The 16,172-nt window shown below is 65.2% G+C and carries 11 protein-coding genes; 4 read left to right on the plus strand and 7 right to left on the minus strand.

From position 1 onward, the window contains the following. Nucleotides 1-13: 13 nt before the first annotated feature. Nucleotides 14-1,675: a vWA domain-containing protein gene (locus DPM35_RS30180; RefSeq protein ID WP_112131130.1), complete on the minus strand. Its 1,662-nt coding sequence runs from the start codon at nt 1,673-1,675 to the stop codon at nt 14-16. Between the two features lie 435 nt (nt 1,676-2,110). On the opposite strand from DPM35_RS30180, the gene DPM35_RS30185 reads away from it, so the two are divergent. After that, nucleotides 2,111-4,540 (plus strand): autotransporter outer membrane beta-barrel domain-containing protein, encoded by a 2,430-nt coding sequence (locus DPM35_RS30185; RefSeq protein ID WP_146768013.1) that lies wholly within the window; start codon nt 2,111-2,113, stop codon nt 4,538-4,540. A gap of 3 nt (nt 4,541-4,543) precedes the next feature. On the opposite strand, the gene DPM35_RS30190 is transcribed toward DPM35_RS30185, so the two are convergent. From DPM35_RS30190 to DPM35_RS30200, 3 genes are all read right to left on the minus strand, one after another. Then, entirely contained in the window at nt 4,544-5,542 is a 999-nt protein-coding gene (locus tag DPM35_RS30190) for a GlxA family transcriptional regulator (protein ID WP_040988147.1), read from the minus strand. A gap of 14 nt (nt 5,543-5,556) precedes the next feature. Next, the gene (gene folD / locus DPM35_RS30195; RefSeq protein WP_112131132.1) at nt 5,557-6,456 is read right to left on the minus strand and encodes a bifunctional methylenetetrahydrofolate dehydrogenase/methenyltetrahydrofolate cyclohydrolase FolD; all 900 of its coding nucleotides are present in this window, start codon (nt 6,454-6,456) and stop codon (nt 5,557-5,559) included. A gap of 230 nt (nt 6,457-6,686) precedes the next feature. Continuing rightward, nucleotides 6,687-9,170 (minus strand): GumC family protein, encoded by a 2,484-nt coding sequence (locus DPM35_RS30200; RefSeq protein WP_112131133.1) that lies wholly within the window; start codon nt 9,168-9,170, stop codon nt 6,687-6,689. A 200-nt stretch (nt 9,171-9,370) separates the two neighbouring features. Between DPM35_RS30200 and DPM35_RS30205 the strand changes: the two genes are divergently transcribed. Continuing rightward, nucleotides 9,371-10,666 carry a lipopolysaccharide biosynthesis protein gene (locus DPM35_RS30205; RefSeq protein ID WP_112131134.1) on the plus strand — a complete coding sequence of 432 codons (1,296 nt, stop codon included), beginning with the start codon at nt 9,371-9,373 and terminating at the stop codon, nt 10,664-10,666. Nucleotides 10,667-10,821: 155 nt separating this feature from the next. On the opposite strand, the gene DPM35_RS30210 is transcribed toward DPM35_RS30205, so the two are convergent. From DPM35_RS30210 to DPM35_RS30220, 3 genes are read right to left on the minus strand one after another with little or no spacing between them, the layout of a single operon-like run. Continuing rightward, nucleotides 10,822-11,745 carry a DUF6492 family protein gene (locus DPM35_RS30210; RefSeq protein ID WP_112131135.1) on the minus strand — a complete coding sequence of 308 codons (924 nt, stop codon included), beginning with the start codon at nt 11,743-11,745 and terminating at the stop codon, nt 10,822-10,824. Next, on the minus strand, nt 11,742-12,536 hold the full coding sequence (locus DPM35_RS30215; RefSeq protein WP_112131136.1) for a WecB/TagA/CpsF family glycosyltransferase: 795 nt from the start codon (nt 12,534-12,536) through the stop codon (nt 11,742-11,744). Before DPM35_RS30215 ends, DPM35_RS30210 begins: the two co-directional genes overlap by 4 nt. Continuing rightward, the gene (locus DPM35_RS30220) at nt 12,533-13,705 is read right to left on the minus strand and encodes a glycosyltransferase family 4 protein (RefSeq protein WP_112131137.1); all 1,173 of its coding nucleotides are present in this window, start codon (nt 13,703-13,705) and stop codon (nt 12,533-12,535) included. Before DPM35_RS30220 ends, DPM35_RS30215 begins: the two co-directional genes overlap by 4 nt. A 169-nt stretch (nt 13,706-13,874) precedes the next feature. Between DPM35_RS30220 and DPM35_RS30225 the strand changes: the two genes are divergently transcribed. After that, the gene (locus DPM35_RS30225) at nt 13,875-14,873 is read left to right on the plus strand and encodes a glycosyltransferase family 2 protein (protein ID WP_112131138.1); all 999 of its coding nucleotides are present in this window, start codon (nt 13,875-13,877) and stop codon (nt 14,871-14,873) included. Continuing rightward, nucleotides 14,842-16,161 (plus strand): O-antigen ligase family protein, encoded by a 1,320-nt coding sequence (locus tag DPM35_RS30230; RefSeq protein WP_112131139.1) that lies wholly within the window; start codon nt 14,842-14,844, stop codon nt 16,159-16,161. The genes DPM35_RS30225 and DPM35_RS30230 overlap by 32 nt, the downstream gene beginning before the upstream one ends. The last annotated feature ends 11 nt before the right edge of the window (nt 16,162-16,172 follow it).

Genomic DNA, 16,172 nt, shown 5'->3' on the forward strand with positions numbered 1-16,172 from the left:
GTGATCGCGATCACTACTGCACGGTCAGCTCGTTGCGCTCACCGGCCTTCATCGTGAAAGGCGTTTCCTTGTCGGCCTTGTCGGTGGTGAAGTTGGTCACGAGCACATAGTCGCCCGCGGCAAGCGTCGTTTGCATCTTCTCGCCATAGGCGTAGGTCACCTGCTTGCGTTCGCCCTGGATGTTCTTCTTGGCCTCATAGATCTTGAAGCCGTCCGCGCCTGGCGCATCGACCGCCAGGACACCGGCATTCAGCGTCACGTTGACGTCGGTCATCTGGCCGACCGTAACGCTGAAAGGCTGCTCGGCAGACACCGCCTGCACGTCGACGCCCATCACGTAGTCGCCGGGCGGCAGGTCGAACTGGCTGTCGGGCCCGTAGGCATAGGTCACCTGATCGCGGGTGCCGTCGAGCTTCTTGGCGGCCTTGTACACTTTCCAGGATACGTCCGTGCCGGCCTTCTCGCCGCCTTGGGTGTAGAAGGCGTTGGCCTTGGCCTTGCCGACGCCGACGATCATGTCCTTGTCGACGACCTGGCCGGCAACGAGCTGCATCGTCTCGCTCACCTGGCCGGCTCCCAGGCTGACGGTGACCTTTGTCTCGCCGGTCGGGACGACGGACCTGGCCTCGCCATAATTCGCGTCCGAGGTGCCACCGGGATAGGCGATGGTGATCTGCGCCGCACGGTCGACATCGGCACCGGGCGCCGGTCGCGCATGGATGGATATCTCGGCGGCGTTCAGGTTCAGCGCCGGTTCCGTCGCCTTGTCGGCCGTCAGTGAGACTTTCTGCTCGGCCCTGGCGGCGCCACTGGTGGCGACGACGATATAGTTGCCGGCGGCGAGCTTGAATTTGACGGTGTTGTAGCCGTAGTCGACGTGCTCGCCGCCCGTGCCCTTGGCATCATCCTTGAAGATTTCAAAGAAGACGTCGGACTTCGGCGCTTGACCACCCTCCTTCAGCAGCGCCGTCGGGATGAGATTGTAGTCGAGCTCCGCTGCCTGCGGCGCGGGAGCCGGCGCTGGTTCGGGAATTGGCGCGGGGGCCGGAGCCGGGGCCGCCACGGTCTCGACCAGGGCATCCTGCAGCGCCTTCTCGTCGGAGGCCTGGATGTATTTGCCGCCGGTGTTTTCGGCGAGGCAGGCGATCTGCTTGCCCTCGTCGGCGGTCAGGCCGAAGCCGACGACATCGGCGGTGAAGTCGACGCCGCTTTCCTTCAGCTCCTTGCCAAGCGCGCAGGGATCCCCGCCGCAGGTCTCCAGGCCGTCGGTGATCAACACCACGGTTGCCTTGTCCTCGGTATATTTCAGCGCCTCGGCGGCCTGCTTGACCGCAGCCGTCAGCGGCGTCTTGCCGAGGAATTTCATGCTGTCGGCCGCCGCCGAAATGGCGCTGGCGGAGCCGGCTTGCGGCGGCACGATCAGCTCGATGTCGTCGCAGCTGCCTTTGGTGCGATGGCCATAGGCCATGAAGCCGATCTCGTCGTCGGCCGGAACCGACTGCAGCACCGTGCGCAGCGATTCACGCGCGATCTCCAGCTTCGGCTTGCCGTCGATCTGGGCCCACATGGAGCCCGATGCATCGAGAATGATGATGACCTTGTTGGCGGCAAAGCCAAAGGTGGTCATCGACAAAAGGAGAATCGCCGCAGCGACGCTCCGTGCCAGTCCCGCCATGAAAATCTCCTGAGTGAACCCCCGTCCGCGTCGGGAAAGCTATTTGAGGCGGCGCCGGGAGACAAGCCCAGCCGTTCCATCCGCCCTTCTGCCGGGTTTTGAGCACATCACGATAAGGCCGGGCCTCTCGTTTCCGCTAGGGTGACCGCCCGCCAGCCGCCCGCCTATATCGCAACCTGGGGTCAACGGTGGGGTTCAGGGTTGGCGATGTTGGGATCAAAAGGACGAGAGTCGGCTCGGCCTGACGGATGGCGGCGGAAACCGCGCGGGCAGACGGGCAGGCCGCGCGGACGCACGGTCACGGCAAGCAGCCTGGCATTGGCGCTTGCCGCGACTTGTGTTTCCGCCCGCGCGGCCGACGTCGAAATCACCGCCAATACCGGCGCAGTCAATCTGGACACATTCACGGGAACGACGGCCCGGATAAACGCGGGCGTGACCGTCGGTCCCGCGAGCCCGGCCATCAGCGCCACGCTGCAGCCGTGGACGCTAACCAATGAGGGCGCCATCGCCGGCGGCAACACGGTCCAGTTCAACCAGGGCGGCACATTCACCAATGCGAGCGGGGCAACTGTCACCGGCAGCGCGACCGCCATGACATTCGGCTACAAACCGTTTGGCCAGCCGCCAACGGGCGGCCCTGGCACCGTCAACAATTACGGGACGATCACCGGCGGCGTCGAAGGCGTCACGATGTGGTTCGGCGGAGCGGTCAACAACTATGCCGGCGGCACGATCACGACCGCAACGGGCCTGAACGCGGTGTCGATCGGGCAAGGCACATCGCGCAGCTTGTTCAACAGCGGCACGATTCAGGCGACAAAGACAACGGGTTACAGCACCGGCGTGTTGATGCAGGGCGGGCCATCTACGTTCACCAACACCGGCACGGGCATCATCTACGGCGATTATAACGGCGTCTACGGCAGCGCCAGCGCGGTCTTCACATCGTTCAGCAATGCCGGCTCCATGCGGTCATCACGAGGTCCAGCCGTCGAGGCCACCGGCGGCGGCGCCATCGCGAACAGCGGCATCATCGCTTCGGTGAATTCCGACGGCATCCTGACGCGCAATACCGCCGCGGCCGAAGTCGTCAACAGCGGCACCATTTCCGGCGCGGTCAACGCCATCAACTTCACGTCGGCGGGTGGCGGCACGGTTGGAGCCACGCACACGGTTCGGCTGCAAACCGGCTCGGTCCTGAACGGTAATGTTCTGGGCGGAACAGGCACGGACAACCTCATTCTGGAAGGGACCAGCAGCGAGACCATCGCGAAGTTCAAGAATTTCGAAACGCTGTCGATGCAGGGCAGCGACTGGGGCCTCAACGGCAGCGGCACGTTCGCCACCAGCGCAACGGTCCAGAGCGGCGTCCTGCATATCAACGGCCAACTCACCAGCCCGGCTGTCGCAGTCCAATCCGGGGGAGTGCTCGGCGGCACCGGAACGATCGTCGGCGCCGTCACCAACAACGGCACTATCGGCGCAGGGAATTCGATCGGAACTCTGTCGGTGCAAGGCAGCGTGGTCTTCAACTCGGGATCGACGCTCCAGATCGAGGCCAACTCGGCCGGACAGGCGGATCTCCTTTCCGTCACCGGCACGACCACGATCAACGGCGGCACCGTTCAGGTGCTGGCCGCCGGCGGCACCTACTTGCCTTCGACAAGCTACACCATCATCGCGACCACCGCTGGCCGCACCGGAACATTTTCCGGCGTCATTTCGAATTTCGCATTCCTGGCGCCTACGCTCACCTATGACGTCAACAATGTCTACCTGACGCTCGAGCGCAACAGCATCGATCTCGACGCCATTGGCGGCACGCCAAACCAGCGCGCCACCGGCGCCGGCTTGCAGAGGCTCGGAGGCGGCAACGCCATTTTCGACGCGGTGCTGATGCTGGATGTTCCCGGCGCCCGCGCCGCCTTCGACGCGCTTTCCGGCGAGATCCACGCCTCGGCCTCAGGCCTGCTGCTGGACGACAGCCGTTTCGTGCGTGAGGCGGCGCTCGACCGGGTCCGCCTCGCCGCGAGCTCCGCCGCGCCGGGCCTGTGGGGCCAGGCCTATGGCGCCCCCAGCGACCGCGGCAGCGACGGCAATGCCGCCGACTTCGGCACGCATTCCGGCGGGTTCTTCACCGGTTTGGACGCGGAGGTCGCCGACAATGTCCGTTTGGGCGTTCTGACCGGATATGGCCGCGGCACGTTCGATGTGGACGATCGTGCCTCCAGCGGCTCGGCCGACAGCATCCATCTCGCGGTCTATGGCGGCGGCCAGTTGGGTGGTTTCGCCCTGCGCGGCGGCGCTGCCTATGCCTGGCAGACCATCGAGACGGACCGTTCGGTCGCCTTCCCGGGTTTCTCCGACAGGCTTTCCGCCAAATATGACGGCCATACCGGCCAGGTGTTCGGCGAAGCCGGCTACGCCTTTCATGCGGCTGGTGCCACTATCGAACCGACAGCGGCGCTGGCCTATGTAGCGACCGGAAGCGATGCCTTCAGCGAAGACGGCGGGGCGGCGGCGCTCACCAGCGGGGGTCTCGACAATACCGTCACGTTCTCGACGCTGGGCGTGAGGGGATCGGCGGCCTTCGATCTTGGCGGCATGAGCGCGACGGCGCGTGGATTCCTCGGCTGGCGCCATGCCTTCGGCGACGCCGCGCCGAGGATCGGCGTGGCCTTTGCCGGCCAGGACCCTTTCACCATCGCCGGGACGCCGATCGCGCGCGACGCCGCCTTGGTCGACCTTGGCCTCGACATCCAGACAAGCGCGGCCTCGCGGCTCGGCATCGGCTATTCCGGGCAATTCGGCGGCGGCACGACCAGCCAGGCCTTCAAGGCCGGGCTGCATATCGCCTTCTGAAACTCAATAGGTGGTGCGCCGCTCTTCCGATGGCGGGCGGCCAAACTGCAGCCGGTAGCTCTGCGCGAAGTAGGAATGCGAGGTGAAGCCGGTGGCGATCGCCACGTCGAGGATCGGCATGTTGGTCTGACGCAGCAACTCGCGCGCGCGTTCGAGCCTCAGCCGCATATAGTAGCGGCCGGGCGTCACGCTGAGGTGACGCAGGAACAGGCGCTCGACCTGGCGCACCGACAGACCGGCCGACTTGGCGAGCTGCACGGCCGACAGCGGCTCGTCGAGATGGTCGGCCATCAATTCGACTATGCGCCTGAGCTTCTCCGACTTGCCGGTGAGGTCGCGCTCCGGTCCGACGCGCTGGCGGTCGCCCGCCGAGCGGATGCGTTCGTGCTGGAACTGGTTGGCGACGCCATTGGCGAGGTTGGAGCCGAAATCGCCGCGGACGATCTCCAGCATCAGGTCGATCGAGGTAGTGCCGCCGGCGCAGGTGTAGCGCTTGCGGTCGATCTCGAAGACATTGCCGGTGCAGTTGATGTCGGGAAAGCGCTCCATGAAGCCGGCGCGGTTCTCCCAATGGATGGTGCAGCGGTAGCCGTCGAGCTGTCCAGCTTCGGCCAGCAGATAGGAACCGACCGAGAGGGCGCCGAGCGCATTGCCGCGCCGGCCCCAGCTGCGCAGCGCCGCCAGCACCTTGCTCTTGCCGGGGAATTCCGTGGTGAGGCCGACCGAGACGAACAGGATGTCGACGGGCGGCATGTCGGCGACCGAATAGTCGATCTTCAGCGGCAGGCCGTTCGAAGCCATTACCGCGTCGCCATCGGCCGAAATCGTCGTCCAGCCGTAGAAGTCGCGGCCGAGCAGGCGGTTGGCCGAGCGGAAGCAGTCGATGGCGGCGGCCAGCGAGAACATCGAGAATTTGTCGACCAGCAGGAAGCCGAACTGACGGCCGCCCTGAACGGGATCGTTCGTGATCGGCCGTTCGATAGGAGCAGTAAGGTTCGGCAAGGATCTGCTTTCGATCAGAAGGACGGCCGCTTCAGCCCGGCCGCGAGGTAGGCGGAAGCTACAGTGTTCGCCATCAGCATGGCAATGGTCATCGGCCCGACGCCGCCGGGAACCGGCGTGATGGCGCCGGCGACCTTGGCCGCCTCGGCATAGGCGACGTCGCCGACCAGGCGGCTCTTGCCTTCGCCTTTCTCCGGCGCGGGGATGCGGTTGATCCCGACGTCGATGACGGTCGCGCCGGGCTTCACCCAGTCGCCCTTGACCATCTCCGGGCGACCGACGGCGGCGACCAGGATGTCGGCGGTGCGGGCCAACGCCGGCAGGTCCCGAGTGCGACTGTGGGCGATGGTCACCGTGCAGTTGGCGGCGAGCAGCAGATTGGCCATCGGCTTGCCGACGATGTTGGAACGGCCGACGACAACGGCGTTGAGGCCGGAAAGGTCCTTGCCGCGCACGCGTTCGATCAGAAGCATCGAGCCCGCCGGTGTGCAGGGCACGAAGGCCGTCTCCAACTCGCCGGTGCCGAGCTTGCCGACATTGATGAAGTGGAAGCCGTCGACATCCTTCTCCGGCGCGATCGTCTGGATCACCTTGCCGGCGTCGATATGGCCCGGAAGCGGCAGTTGGACGAGGATGCCGTGGATCGACTTGTCGGCGTTGAGGTCGCCGATGATCTTCAGCAGTTGTTCCTCGCTGGTGTCGGCCGGCAGTGTATGCTGAAGCGAATGGAAGCCGCATTCCTTGGCGGTGCGCGATTTCGAGGCGACATATACCTGGCTTGCCGGATCCTCGCCGACGATCACCACGGCAAGGCCGGGCTTGGTGGCTCCCTTGGCCGACAGCTCCGCGGTCAAAGCCTTGACCTTCGAAACCACATCCTCGGCGACACTCTTTCCATCAATCACTTCGGCCATCACCAACCCTCAGCTTCGCTACGAGGCCGATGCATGGCCTCATTCCTCGATCGGCATTGTCGATCCACCAGAGCGAGACGCTTGCGGCCGAAATGCAGCGCGGCATTTTCACGAAAATTCGACAAGGCAATCCCGTCAAAGCGTCGTCGGATGCCGTAAACCCGAAACCGGCCGCTTTTATCGAACCGCAAGCGGTCTAGAAACACGATCAATCCAGAAATACGGGCGCCTCAGAAATAGCGGCGGCGCGAGCGGCTTTCGGTCAGCTCGCGCACTGCCTCGCGGAATTCCTGAAGGCTGGCGCGGATCTCGTCAATCTCACCCTGCTGGTCGGCGGACGACTTGCGGGCGTCGACCGGGACTGGCGGTTGCGGATCATAGGCGGCGGGTGATGCCGAATAATGATCCTCATACGGATCGGTCCGGCCATGGTCCGGCCGATAGGAATAAGAATAGCCCTGCTCGTATGGCGGCCGGAAATTCTCCCGCGCCTGCGTCTCAGCCCCGGCATGACGCTCTTCACGGTTTGGCGCGCGCCAGACGCTCTCGGGCGGTACAGTGTCCAGATCCACCGTTTCAGCCGGCTCGCGCCGCACGAAATAGCGGAGCGCCGAGACCAGCGAGCCGAAAAGCCCCGGACGGCCGGCGTCATTGTCCGGCGTCGGCGGTGGCGGTGCGACGGGTTCGGCGGCAGGCTGCGCCGCAGCCGTCATCGGAGGCGGCGCCGAAGGTGAGGCAGGCGGCGTGTAGGATGCGGCCGGCGGCGGCGCGAATGACGGAGCCGGCGGCGCGACAGGCGCGGCCAGGGGCGGCGACGTGAATGACCGAGCCGGAGGCGGAGCGACAGGGGGCGCCGGCGGGGTCACATTCGGTGGCGGCGGAGCGGCCCTGTCGGAACTGTTTTCCACCATTGGAACACGCTCGTCGCCCCAGCGACGAGAACGGCTGTCGGCCGTCTCGCGCAGGCTCGCATAGACGCCGCGCAAACCGCCGAGGCCGATGCCGGCGAACAGGCCGGCAAACAGACCGGCGATGGCCATCACCGCACGCGACGGTCCCTTGGCCTGCAGCGGCGCATAGGCCTCCGAAATGACGCTGATATTGGCGGTGTTGATGTCCTTCTGCTCGCCGGTTTCCTTGGCGCGCAGCAGGAATTGCTCGTAGACGGAACGCTTGGCGGCCGCCTCGCGCTCCAGCTCGCGCAGCGAGACCAGGTTGTTGTTGACGTCGCCGCTCTGCACCTTGGCCTGCGCCAGTCGCGAGGAAAGGTCCTGCTCGAGCTGGACGGAGCGCTTCAGGTCGACCTGCAGCGAGGACGCGATGCGCTGCAGTTCGGCGCCGATGCGCTCGCGCGCGCCGGCAAGCTGGGCGTTGAGCGCCTCGATCTCCGGATGGCGCGGCCCGAGCTTGACCTCGGCGCGGTCGGCTTCCTGCTTTAGCGCGGCATATTGCGAGCGCAGCTCGCTCATCATGTTGGAATTGACCTCTTCCGGCAACGTGCCGCCGAGCACCGAATTGACGTTCAGCGAGCGCGCCGAGGCGGCGCGGGCGTTGAGCTCGAGCGTGCGGGCACGGGCGACGGAAAGCTGCTCGTTGAGCTTGAGCATCTGATCGTCGCTGATCAGGCGGCCCTGCGCGTCAACGAGGTCGTGGGTCGCCCGGAAATCCTCGACATTGCGCTCGGCCGTCTCGACGCCCTTGCGCAATTCGTCGAGCCTGGCGGTGAGCTCGTCATTGGCGCGGCCCGCGGTGCTCGACTGGATCTCGCTGGAAATCTGCTTGAAAGCCTTGACCATGGTGTTGGCGATCAGCGCGGATTTTTCGGCGTTCTGCGTCGTGGCGCTGACCGAGACCACGAAGGTCTTGCCGCCACGCTCGACGTCGAGGCTGTCGTACAGTTTGCCGACCGCCAATGCGCGCTTGCGCGCTTCGTCCGCAGCACCCGCATCCTGCCGCGACAGGATCGAGCGCAGCGTCGACATCAGGCCGAAGCCGCCATTGCCCTGGCCGTTGAACTCAGGATCGTTGGTAAGGTTGAGATCGGTGACGACCTTGTTGAGGACAGTGCCAGAGGTGAGGATGCGGACCTGGTTCTCGACGATGGCGAGCGTCGCATCCGAGGCGATGACGTTCTGGGTCAGGTCGCGATCGGTGAGCTTGAGATCGCGCGGGTCGACGATGACGTCGGTGGTGGCCTCATATTTCTTCGGTGTCGACAAGGCGATGGCGACGCCCAGGGCGGCGCCCAGGATGGTCGTCGACAGGATCAACGCCTTGGACCGCGTGATGCCGTGCACGACCTGCATGGGGTCGATCAGCGGTTTCCATTCCTGGGAATCGTTCTCGGCTGGCGGCCGGCTCGTGTGACGCGGTGCAGGCGCGGCTTGCGGCTGCGGGCTCTCCTCCGGCGCTTCACGGAGCGGCTCGGGCGACGCAGGCCGATTTCTTGTACGCCAGTCATGTTCGGTTTTGACCGGCTCCGATTCCGCTTGCGCCGGATCAAGGCCAAATCCGTCGATATCGTCAGGCCGCGGATTCAACTTCCCTTCGCGCTCGGAACGCGCGGCGCGATGGCGCGCGGCGGCGTCCTCGCGCCAGGAAGAATTGGCCCGGTCGCCGATCGAAACCGTGTTGTCCTCGCCGCGCATGGCCTGACCGAGCGCCAGCAGCGAACGCTCGCGCCTCCAGTCATCACGGTTATCCCTGTCGACCATTGTTCTGGAACTTGCTCTCTGGCGGCGTGGGCGCGGCGGATCGGCCAATCGTTAAGCCACGCTAAACGGGCATAGGAAACAAACGGTTAATTTCGCACCCGGGCCGACGCGGTTTCTCGCCTTGTTCGCGGCATTTCGGCGGCGCCGAAGCCGTCGCCAGAACGACGCGTTAAACTTTCCGGCCTATCAATCGCCCCGACATGACCCAGGCCAGCGACATGCCGCAAAGGCGGAGCTTCGCGCGGATCGGCCACTTCGTGGCCACCCGCCGAAAACTGGTATTCGACTATCTCTCGGCCATCAGCGGCGCCGGCGGCCGACTGGTGTTCTCGCTGGCCTATTTCATCGCCTTGGCCAACACGCTTTCGATCGCCGAGTTCGGCATGTTCGCCACCGCTTCGGCCGCCGGCATCATGCTGTCGCGCATCCTCGCCTTCGGCTTCATCTCGGCGCTCTATCGCACCGCCACGATCCGCCCCAACCTGATCGGCACCTTCACCACCGGTTTCATGCTTCTCGGCGTCCTGTCGCTGCCGTTCCTCGCCGCCGCCTCCTATATCGTCTACCTGATCTTCTTCGCCGGCACGATGCCGCTGTCGGCCTTTGCCGCCGTCGTCTTCGCCGAGGCGCTTTTGTGGCGGCCGGTCGAAGTGGCGCTGATCGTCAACAACGGGCTCGGCAAGTTCGGGCGCGCTGCGGTGCTTGCCATCCTGGCTACGGCGCTTCGGGCAGTCGGCGCCATCCTGTTCATGCTTGCCGCGCAGCACAGCATCGGCGTTTGGTCGCTGTTCTATATCGGCGCCAATGCCGCCTCGCTCATCATCGCCTTCGTCTTCTTCTATCCGCGCCAGCGGCTGAGGCTGCGCAGCGAGCTCTATTTCCGGCGGCTCGCCGATTCCATCTATGTCGCCGGATCCGAAGTGCTGTTCTACCTGCAGATGGAGTTCGACAAGCTGCTGGTGCTGTCGATAGGCGGACCGCATCTGGCCGGCATCTACGCCATCATCATGCGGCTGGTCGACCTCACCGCGATCCCGATCCGCACCTTCTCGATGATGCTGGTGCAGCGCATGATGCGGGCGCCGGAGCTGCTGTCGCGGCTGACGGTCAAGAGCGGCATCGAAGGCGGCGTGTTCCTGGTCTCGACGCTGGCGCTGGTGTCGCTCGGCGTCGTGCTGCATTTCTTTCCGAACGCGCTTGGCAAGAATGTCGCCGAGGCAGCACCGCTGGTCGCGCTCGCGGTCTGCGTGCCGGGACTGCGCAACCTTGTCGAATACCAGGCCGAGCTTCTCTTCGCGCGCGGCCAGACGGCGGTCAGGGCAATCAATCTCGGCCTGCTTGCCGGCTTGAAGGCGGTTCTGCTCACCTATGTGCTGACGACCATACCCGACACGGCCAATCTGGTGCTGTCGCTCAACATCGTCTTCCTGCTGCTCTATCTCGCCTCGATGCTGCTGACTTACTCGGCCATGCGCCGGCCAGCCAAGGCGATCTGATTCAGGTGAGGCCGGTCTGCAAATGGCGGCTTCCTGCGCTTCCGGTGCTCACGTACTTTAAGTACGCTCCGCTCCGGTTCTCGGAACCCACCTTGTTTGGTCGCTTCGCGCCCGTCTTCGACTCCGACTCGGCCTGACCTGAATCTCAGCGCGGTTTATTGCAGGCCGATCAGGCGGCGGATGCGGCCGATATCGGTGCCGATGAAGGACTGCATGCCGATCGCCACCTGTTCCGGCGCCATGGTGTCGACGAAGTGGCGGAACTCGTCATCCGAGAGCGGTTTGCCGTTCCAGTGGACGCGGCAGAATTCCTCCGACCCGTGGAAATGGCCGGCGCCGTCGAGCACGTCGTCGACATAGCGGCCATAGATCATGCATTCGGAGAATCTTCGCGCCGAGCCGAGGACGCCGACCCAGTCGCGACCATGCACCTTCTCGATGCGCTCGCACATTGCGTTGACTGTCTCGCGGCGCCAGGCGATCAGCGTCGAGATGTAATCTTGGCTCGATCGATTGGCGGGATCGATGCCGAGTGCCGTGCCGGCATTGCGCGACCAGATGCGATGCTCGTCGTGTCCGTCGTTCGACAGCACGCCGTCGCGCCGGAACAGCCGCACCTTGCCGTCGCGCCAGAAGGCGCCGGTGTCGAAGCGCTTCAGGAAGGCGACGTCGGAATCGCAGAACACCAGCACGTCTTCCTTTGCATGGCCGGCAATGGCGATGCGGCGGAGTTGCTGCACATGCCAGCCGCGCAGCGGCTGCGTCCTGAAGCTCAGCCAGATGCGGCGGCGAAAGCCACTCAGCGGATCGTCGAAAACATGCAGCCAGCGCGGCAACAGATCCCGCTCGTCGACGACGCTGCGGCGGCCGGATTCCAGCTGGCGAAACAGCGCGACGTCGCGATGTTCGGTGAGGATGTAGTGATGCGCCATGCCAGTGACGTGGCGATCGATGGTTTCGCACAAGAGCCGGCAGCGCTCGAAATCCGGCGCGTAGCTCGCGGTGACGATCGCGGCCAAAGGTGCGCGCGGCAGCGGTTCGATTTTGGTTGCGGTGTCCGGCACGAAACGGCTGTTCACCGGCGCGCCTCCGCAGGTCGCGGGCCCAAAGACAGCTTCTGCCTGAAGACGCGCCACAGGAAGAGCGGATTGCCGACGATATAGCGGCGCCACAGGCGGCCGGGCTCGATCCAGAGGCGGAACAGCCATTCGAGGCGCAGCCGACGCAGCCACAGCGGCGCGCGCGGCACCGAGCCGCTCATGAAATCGAGCAGCGCGCCGACGGCGACCGGCAGCGTGCAATGGCGGCTGTCGATGTGGCGCTCAATCCACAATTCCTGGCGCGGTACGCCCATCGCCACCAGCAGCACGTCCGGCCGCAGCCTGGCGATGCGATCGAGGATTGCCGGCTCCTCGGCGGCGGAGAAGAAGCCGTCATGGATGACAACGAATTTGTGCTGCATAGCGAGCGTCGACAGCTTCGCGCATGCGGCTTCGGCATTGGCCCGCGTCGTGCCGAGCAGCGCCACCGTCAGCGGGTGCGACGAAGCCTGCAGGAAGGCCGGAATGAAATCGGTGCCGTTGAGATTGCTGGGGAAAGGCGCGCCGTAAAGCAGCTTTGCCGCCATATCGACGCCGACGCCGTCGGGGAGGATGAGGAAGTTTTCCAGCGCCTCGGCAAAGACCGGATCGGTGCAAGCCAAATTGGCGTTGTGGGCGTTGAGAAAGCTCACCTTGGTGAAGCGGCGCTCGTCGACCAGCCTAGTAAGCAGGGCGATGGCCTCATCGCAGCGTATGCCCAGCACCGGAATGCCCAGGATGGTCTTGAGCGTATCGAAGCCGAAGGCGGCGCGCGCGGTGTGCACGTTCATGCGGCGACCTCCTGCCTGACAGCGCCGAGCTTCTCCAGGCCAAGCCCGATCGCGGCGTCGAGCGCCTTCAGCTGACCTCGATGGAAGGCGCTGCCATCGACATCGCGGACATTGGCCGCTGCCGCCTGGAGGGCGGCGGCGAAAGCGACCGGATCGTCGGTCACCACGCAATTGTCGGGGCGATAGCCGATGCCGCGCAGCGAGCGGCTGGTGGCGACGGACGGCAGGCCGAGCTCGAAGGTCTCGATGGTCTTCAGTTGCACCCCGCTGCCGGCGGTGCTGATCAAGGGGATGACGGCGGCGCCGCGCACGAAGGCCTGCGCATCCGGAACCCTTCCTATGAAAGAAACGCCGGGATGTGCCGAAGCCACGCCCGAAGGCATGTTGCCGGCGATCCTGACGCGGAAATCAGGCGTCAGGTGCGGCACCACCTTGGTCAGGAACCAGTCGAGCCCGATGCGGTTCGGTTGCCAGGTCCAGGTGCCGATCAGCGCGGCGTCGCACTCGATATGGCGCCTCGCCTTACTTGTCGGCGCCTGCGCGCGGGTCACCAGCGGCAGCACCGCCGAGCGTGTGTCGGAGGCGACGCCAAGTGCCGCGCGGTCTTCCTCGGCCAGCGTGAAGACAAAGCGCGCGGCGCCGCAAAGGCGCTCCTCCATGACCTTGAGCAGCCTGGCCTCGCGGCGGAACATCCAGCGCTGAAGCGCGCTGCCGGCAGCGGCGCCGTTCTCCTCGGCGGAGCGATGCTCGACATTGTGCGCCACGAAGACGAATGGACCGTCGGCGAGAACCTTCTCGAAGGCGCCGGCGAACTGCACCGAATTCAGCACATAGCCGTCGAAGGGACCGGTGCGATCGATGACGGCGCGCAGCTCAGCGTCGGAGACAACGCGCAGCTTGACCGAGGAGAAGGTAAGGCCGGAGGAAACCGCCTTGCCCAGCCAGGCAAGCTTTTGCAGCGATGAGGCGCTTTCGGTGCGGACCTCGACGGCGTCGAGCACGATGGTGTTTTGCGGATCCGACGGGGTCTTGCCCGGCCAGATGAAGCCGATCACCGTCACGCGCACGCCGGCGCGCCGTAGCGCGTCGATGATCGCGGCGTTGGCAATCTCGTAGCCCGAGGCGAGTGCGCCATCGGGCACGATCGATGTGGCGAACAGCAGATGCATCTCACCTATCCTTAGGTGCAGCCGGTAGCAAAACGCGGTGAAGCCTTGATTAAATGGCGCCGTCAAAGGCCAAAGACCCGGTTTTTCCGGCAACCGGGCAAGAAGGTGATTAACGAAACGTTATCACCGCGATGCTATCGAGGGCGCAAACCCACGCTGCTGGAAATGGATGATCCCTTTGCCGTCCGACGCTTCTGTATCGATCGCGGGACGGTCGCCGGGGCTTGCCGCCGAGACCGTCGAGGCGGTGGTGACGTTGCCGACCTTCAAGCGGCCGAAGCAGGTGCTGGAAACCCTGGCTTCGCTCAAGGCGCAGCGGACCGAAAGGTGCTTCGCCGTCATCGTCATGGAAAACGAGGCCGAGGCGCGCGAGGGCGCCACCGCAGTGCTGCCGCTGTTCGAAAGCGGCGAGATGCCCGGCCTGGTGATCATCGCGCATGAGCGCGGCAATTGCAGCGCCTACAATGCCGGCTGGCAGACGGCGATCCTGCAGTTTCCCAATTTTCGCCACCTGCTGGTCATCGATGACGACGAGATCGCCGAGCCGGACTGGCTAGAGCGCATGTGCAAGGCCGCGGAGACCCTTGGCGCCGACATCGTCGGCGGCCCGCAAGTGCCGGTCTTCGCCGATCCGAGCCACGCCAGATGGGCCGAGCATCCGGTCTTTGCACCCCCCTATCGGGAAACCGGCCGCGTGCCGGCGCTCTATTCGTCCGGCAATTTGCTGGTGGGGCGCAACGTGCTCAAGGCGATGGGAGCACCCTTCCTCGATCTCAAGTTCAATTTCATGGGCGGCGGCGATTCCGACTTCCTCAGCCGTTCGGCGCAGAAAGGCTTCGTGCTCGGCTGGTGCGCCGAGGCAAGGGTCAACGAAACCGTGCCGGCCAGGCGCGTCGAGGCCGACTGGATCCGCGCCCGCAGCCTGCGCAATGGTGTGATCTCGACGCTGGTCGAAAAGAAGAACCGCGCCGGCACGCCGCTCGCCGGCCTCAAAGTGTTCCTGAAAAGCCTGGCGCTGCTCGCCGCCTCGCCGCTGCGCGGCGCCGTCCGGCTGGCGCGCACCGGCTCCCTGACGACAGGCCTCTACCCGGTCTATGTGGCGCTCGGCCGGGTGCTTGCCGAATTCGGATATGCCAATGAGCAGTACCGACAGCCTGAGAAGAATTGAGCGCGCGCCGCTCGGCGCCGCCTTCACCAGTCAAGGTGTGGCGACAGCCATCGCCGCGCTCCTGTTCACCGTCATCATGGTCTCGTTCCGACCTTTCCAGCCGGCCGGCGCGGAACTGACCGGCGACGGCGGCGACATCGTCAACCAGCTCGGCTTCGGCTCGCTCGGCGCGATCTCCGTCTTCTCGCTGCTCGCCTTCGCCGATCCGCGCGTGGTGCGCTCGCTGGTGAGCCCCTCCTGGGCGCTGATGCTGGGCTTCTTCTTCCTGTCGGTGGTGCTGGCGACCGATCCGCCCGCGGCGATGCGCGCGGCGTCCTTCACCATGATCGGCATCATCACCATGGCGACGATCCTGGTGCTGCCGCGCGACGCCGATTCCTTCGCCCGCGTGATCATCTTCACCGCCGTGGTGGTGATCGGCCTTTCCTATATCGGCCTCATCGTCTTCCCGCATGAGGCGCTGCACACCGCCGATTCGCAGGAGCCGGAGCATGCCGGCCTGTGGCGCGGCGTCTTCACGCATAAGAACATCGCCGGTCCGGTAATGGCCTGTTTCAGCTTCGCCGGGCTCTATCTGTTCCGGCGCGGCCAGCGCTGGTGGGGTGCCGGAATCTTCTGCGCGGCGATGGTGTTCATGCTGCACACCGGCTCCAAGACGACCGCCGGACTCGTGCCGTTCTCGATCATGATCGTCGTGCTGCCCAGCCTCATCGGCATGCGGCTCGGCACCCCGATCCTGTTCGCGCTGGCGATCGTCGCGACCGCCGTCGGCACGCTCGGCATCGTCTTCATCCCGCCGGTGAAGCATCTGGCGGCGATCTATTTCCCCGATCTCACCTATACGGGACGCACGACGCTTTGGGAGTTCGCCGGCGAGATGCTGGCGAAGAAGCCGTGGACGGGCTACGGCTACGAAAGCTTCTGGGGGACGCCGCTGCTGCTCAACCAGGACCAGCCCTTCGACCGGCCCTGGGATATCCGCACCATCGTGCATGGCCATGACGGCTATCTCGACATCGCCGTGCTGATGGGCATCCCGGCGCTGTGCGTCGCCGTCTACACCTTCCTGATCGCCCCTTTGCGGGATTACATGCGCATCCCGGCGCGCAAGGAAAACATCTTCCTCGGCGACTTCTTCATGATGGTTGTGCTGTTCACGGCGCTGAACGGCTTCCTGGAAAGCTTCTTCTTCCACCGCGGCGACCCCGTCTGGCTGTTCTTCGTGCTCGGTGTGCTTGGCCTCAGGCAAGTCTCGCTGCGGCCGATTCCCCTTCGCGTCTCTCATTGATCCTGGACTGT

This window comes from Mesorhizobium atlanticum, from assembly GCF_003289965.1.
Lineage (GTDB): Bacteria > Pseudomonadota > Alphaproteobacteria > Rhizobiales > Rhizobiaceae > Mesorhizobium > Mesorhizobium atlanticum.

Excerpts from the sequence above, each read along its gene's own strand:
- DPM35_RS30180 (WP_112131130.1), bottom strand. The coding sequence starts at position 1,675 with ATGGCGGGACTGGCACGGAGCGTCGCTGCGGCGATTCTCCTTTTGTCG.
- folD (WP_112131132.1), bottom strand. The coding sequence starts at position 6,456 with ATGGCCGAAGTGATTGATGGAAAGAGTGTCGCCGAGGATGTGGTTTCG.
- DPM35_RS30200 (WP_112131133.1), bottom strand. The coding sequence starts at position 9,170 with ATGGTCGACAGGGATAACCGTGATGACTGGAGGCGCGAGCGTTCGCTG.
- DPM35_RS30205 (WP_112131134.1), top strand. The coding sequence starts at position 9,371 with ATGACCCAGGCCAGCGACATGCCGCAAAGGCGGAGCTTCGCGCGGATC.
- DPM35_RS30215 (WP_112131136.1), bottom strand. The coding sequence starts at position 12,536 with ATGAACGTGCACACCGCGCGCGCCGCCTTCGGCTTCGATACGCTCAAG.
- DPM35_RS30220 (WP_112131137.1), bottom strand. The coding sequence starts at position 13,705 with ATGCATCTGCTGTTCGCCACATCGATCGTGCCCGATGGCGCACTCGCC.
- DPM35_RS30225 (WP_112131138.1), top strand. The coding sequence starts at position 13,875 with ATGATCCCTTTGCCGTCCGACGCTTCTGTATCGATCGCGGGACGGTCG.
- DPM35_RS30230 (WP_112131139.1), top strand. The coding sequence starts at position 14,842 with ATGAGCAGTACCGACAGCCTGAGAAGAATTGAGCGCGCGCCGCTCGGC.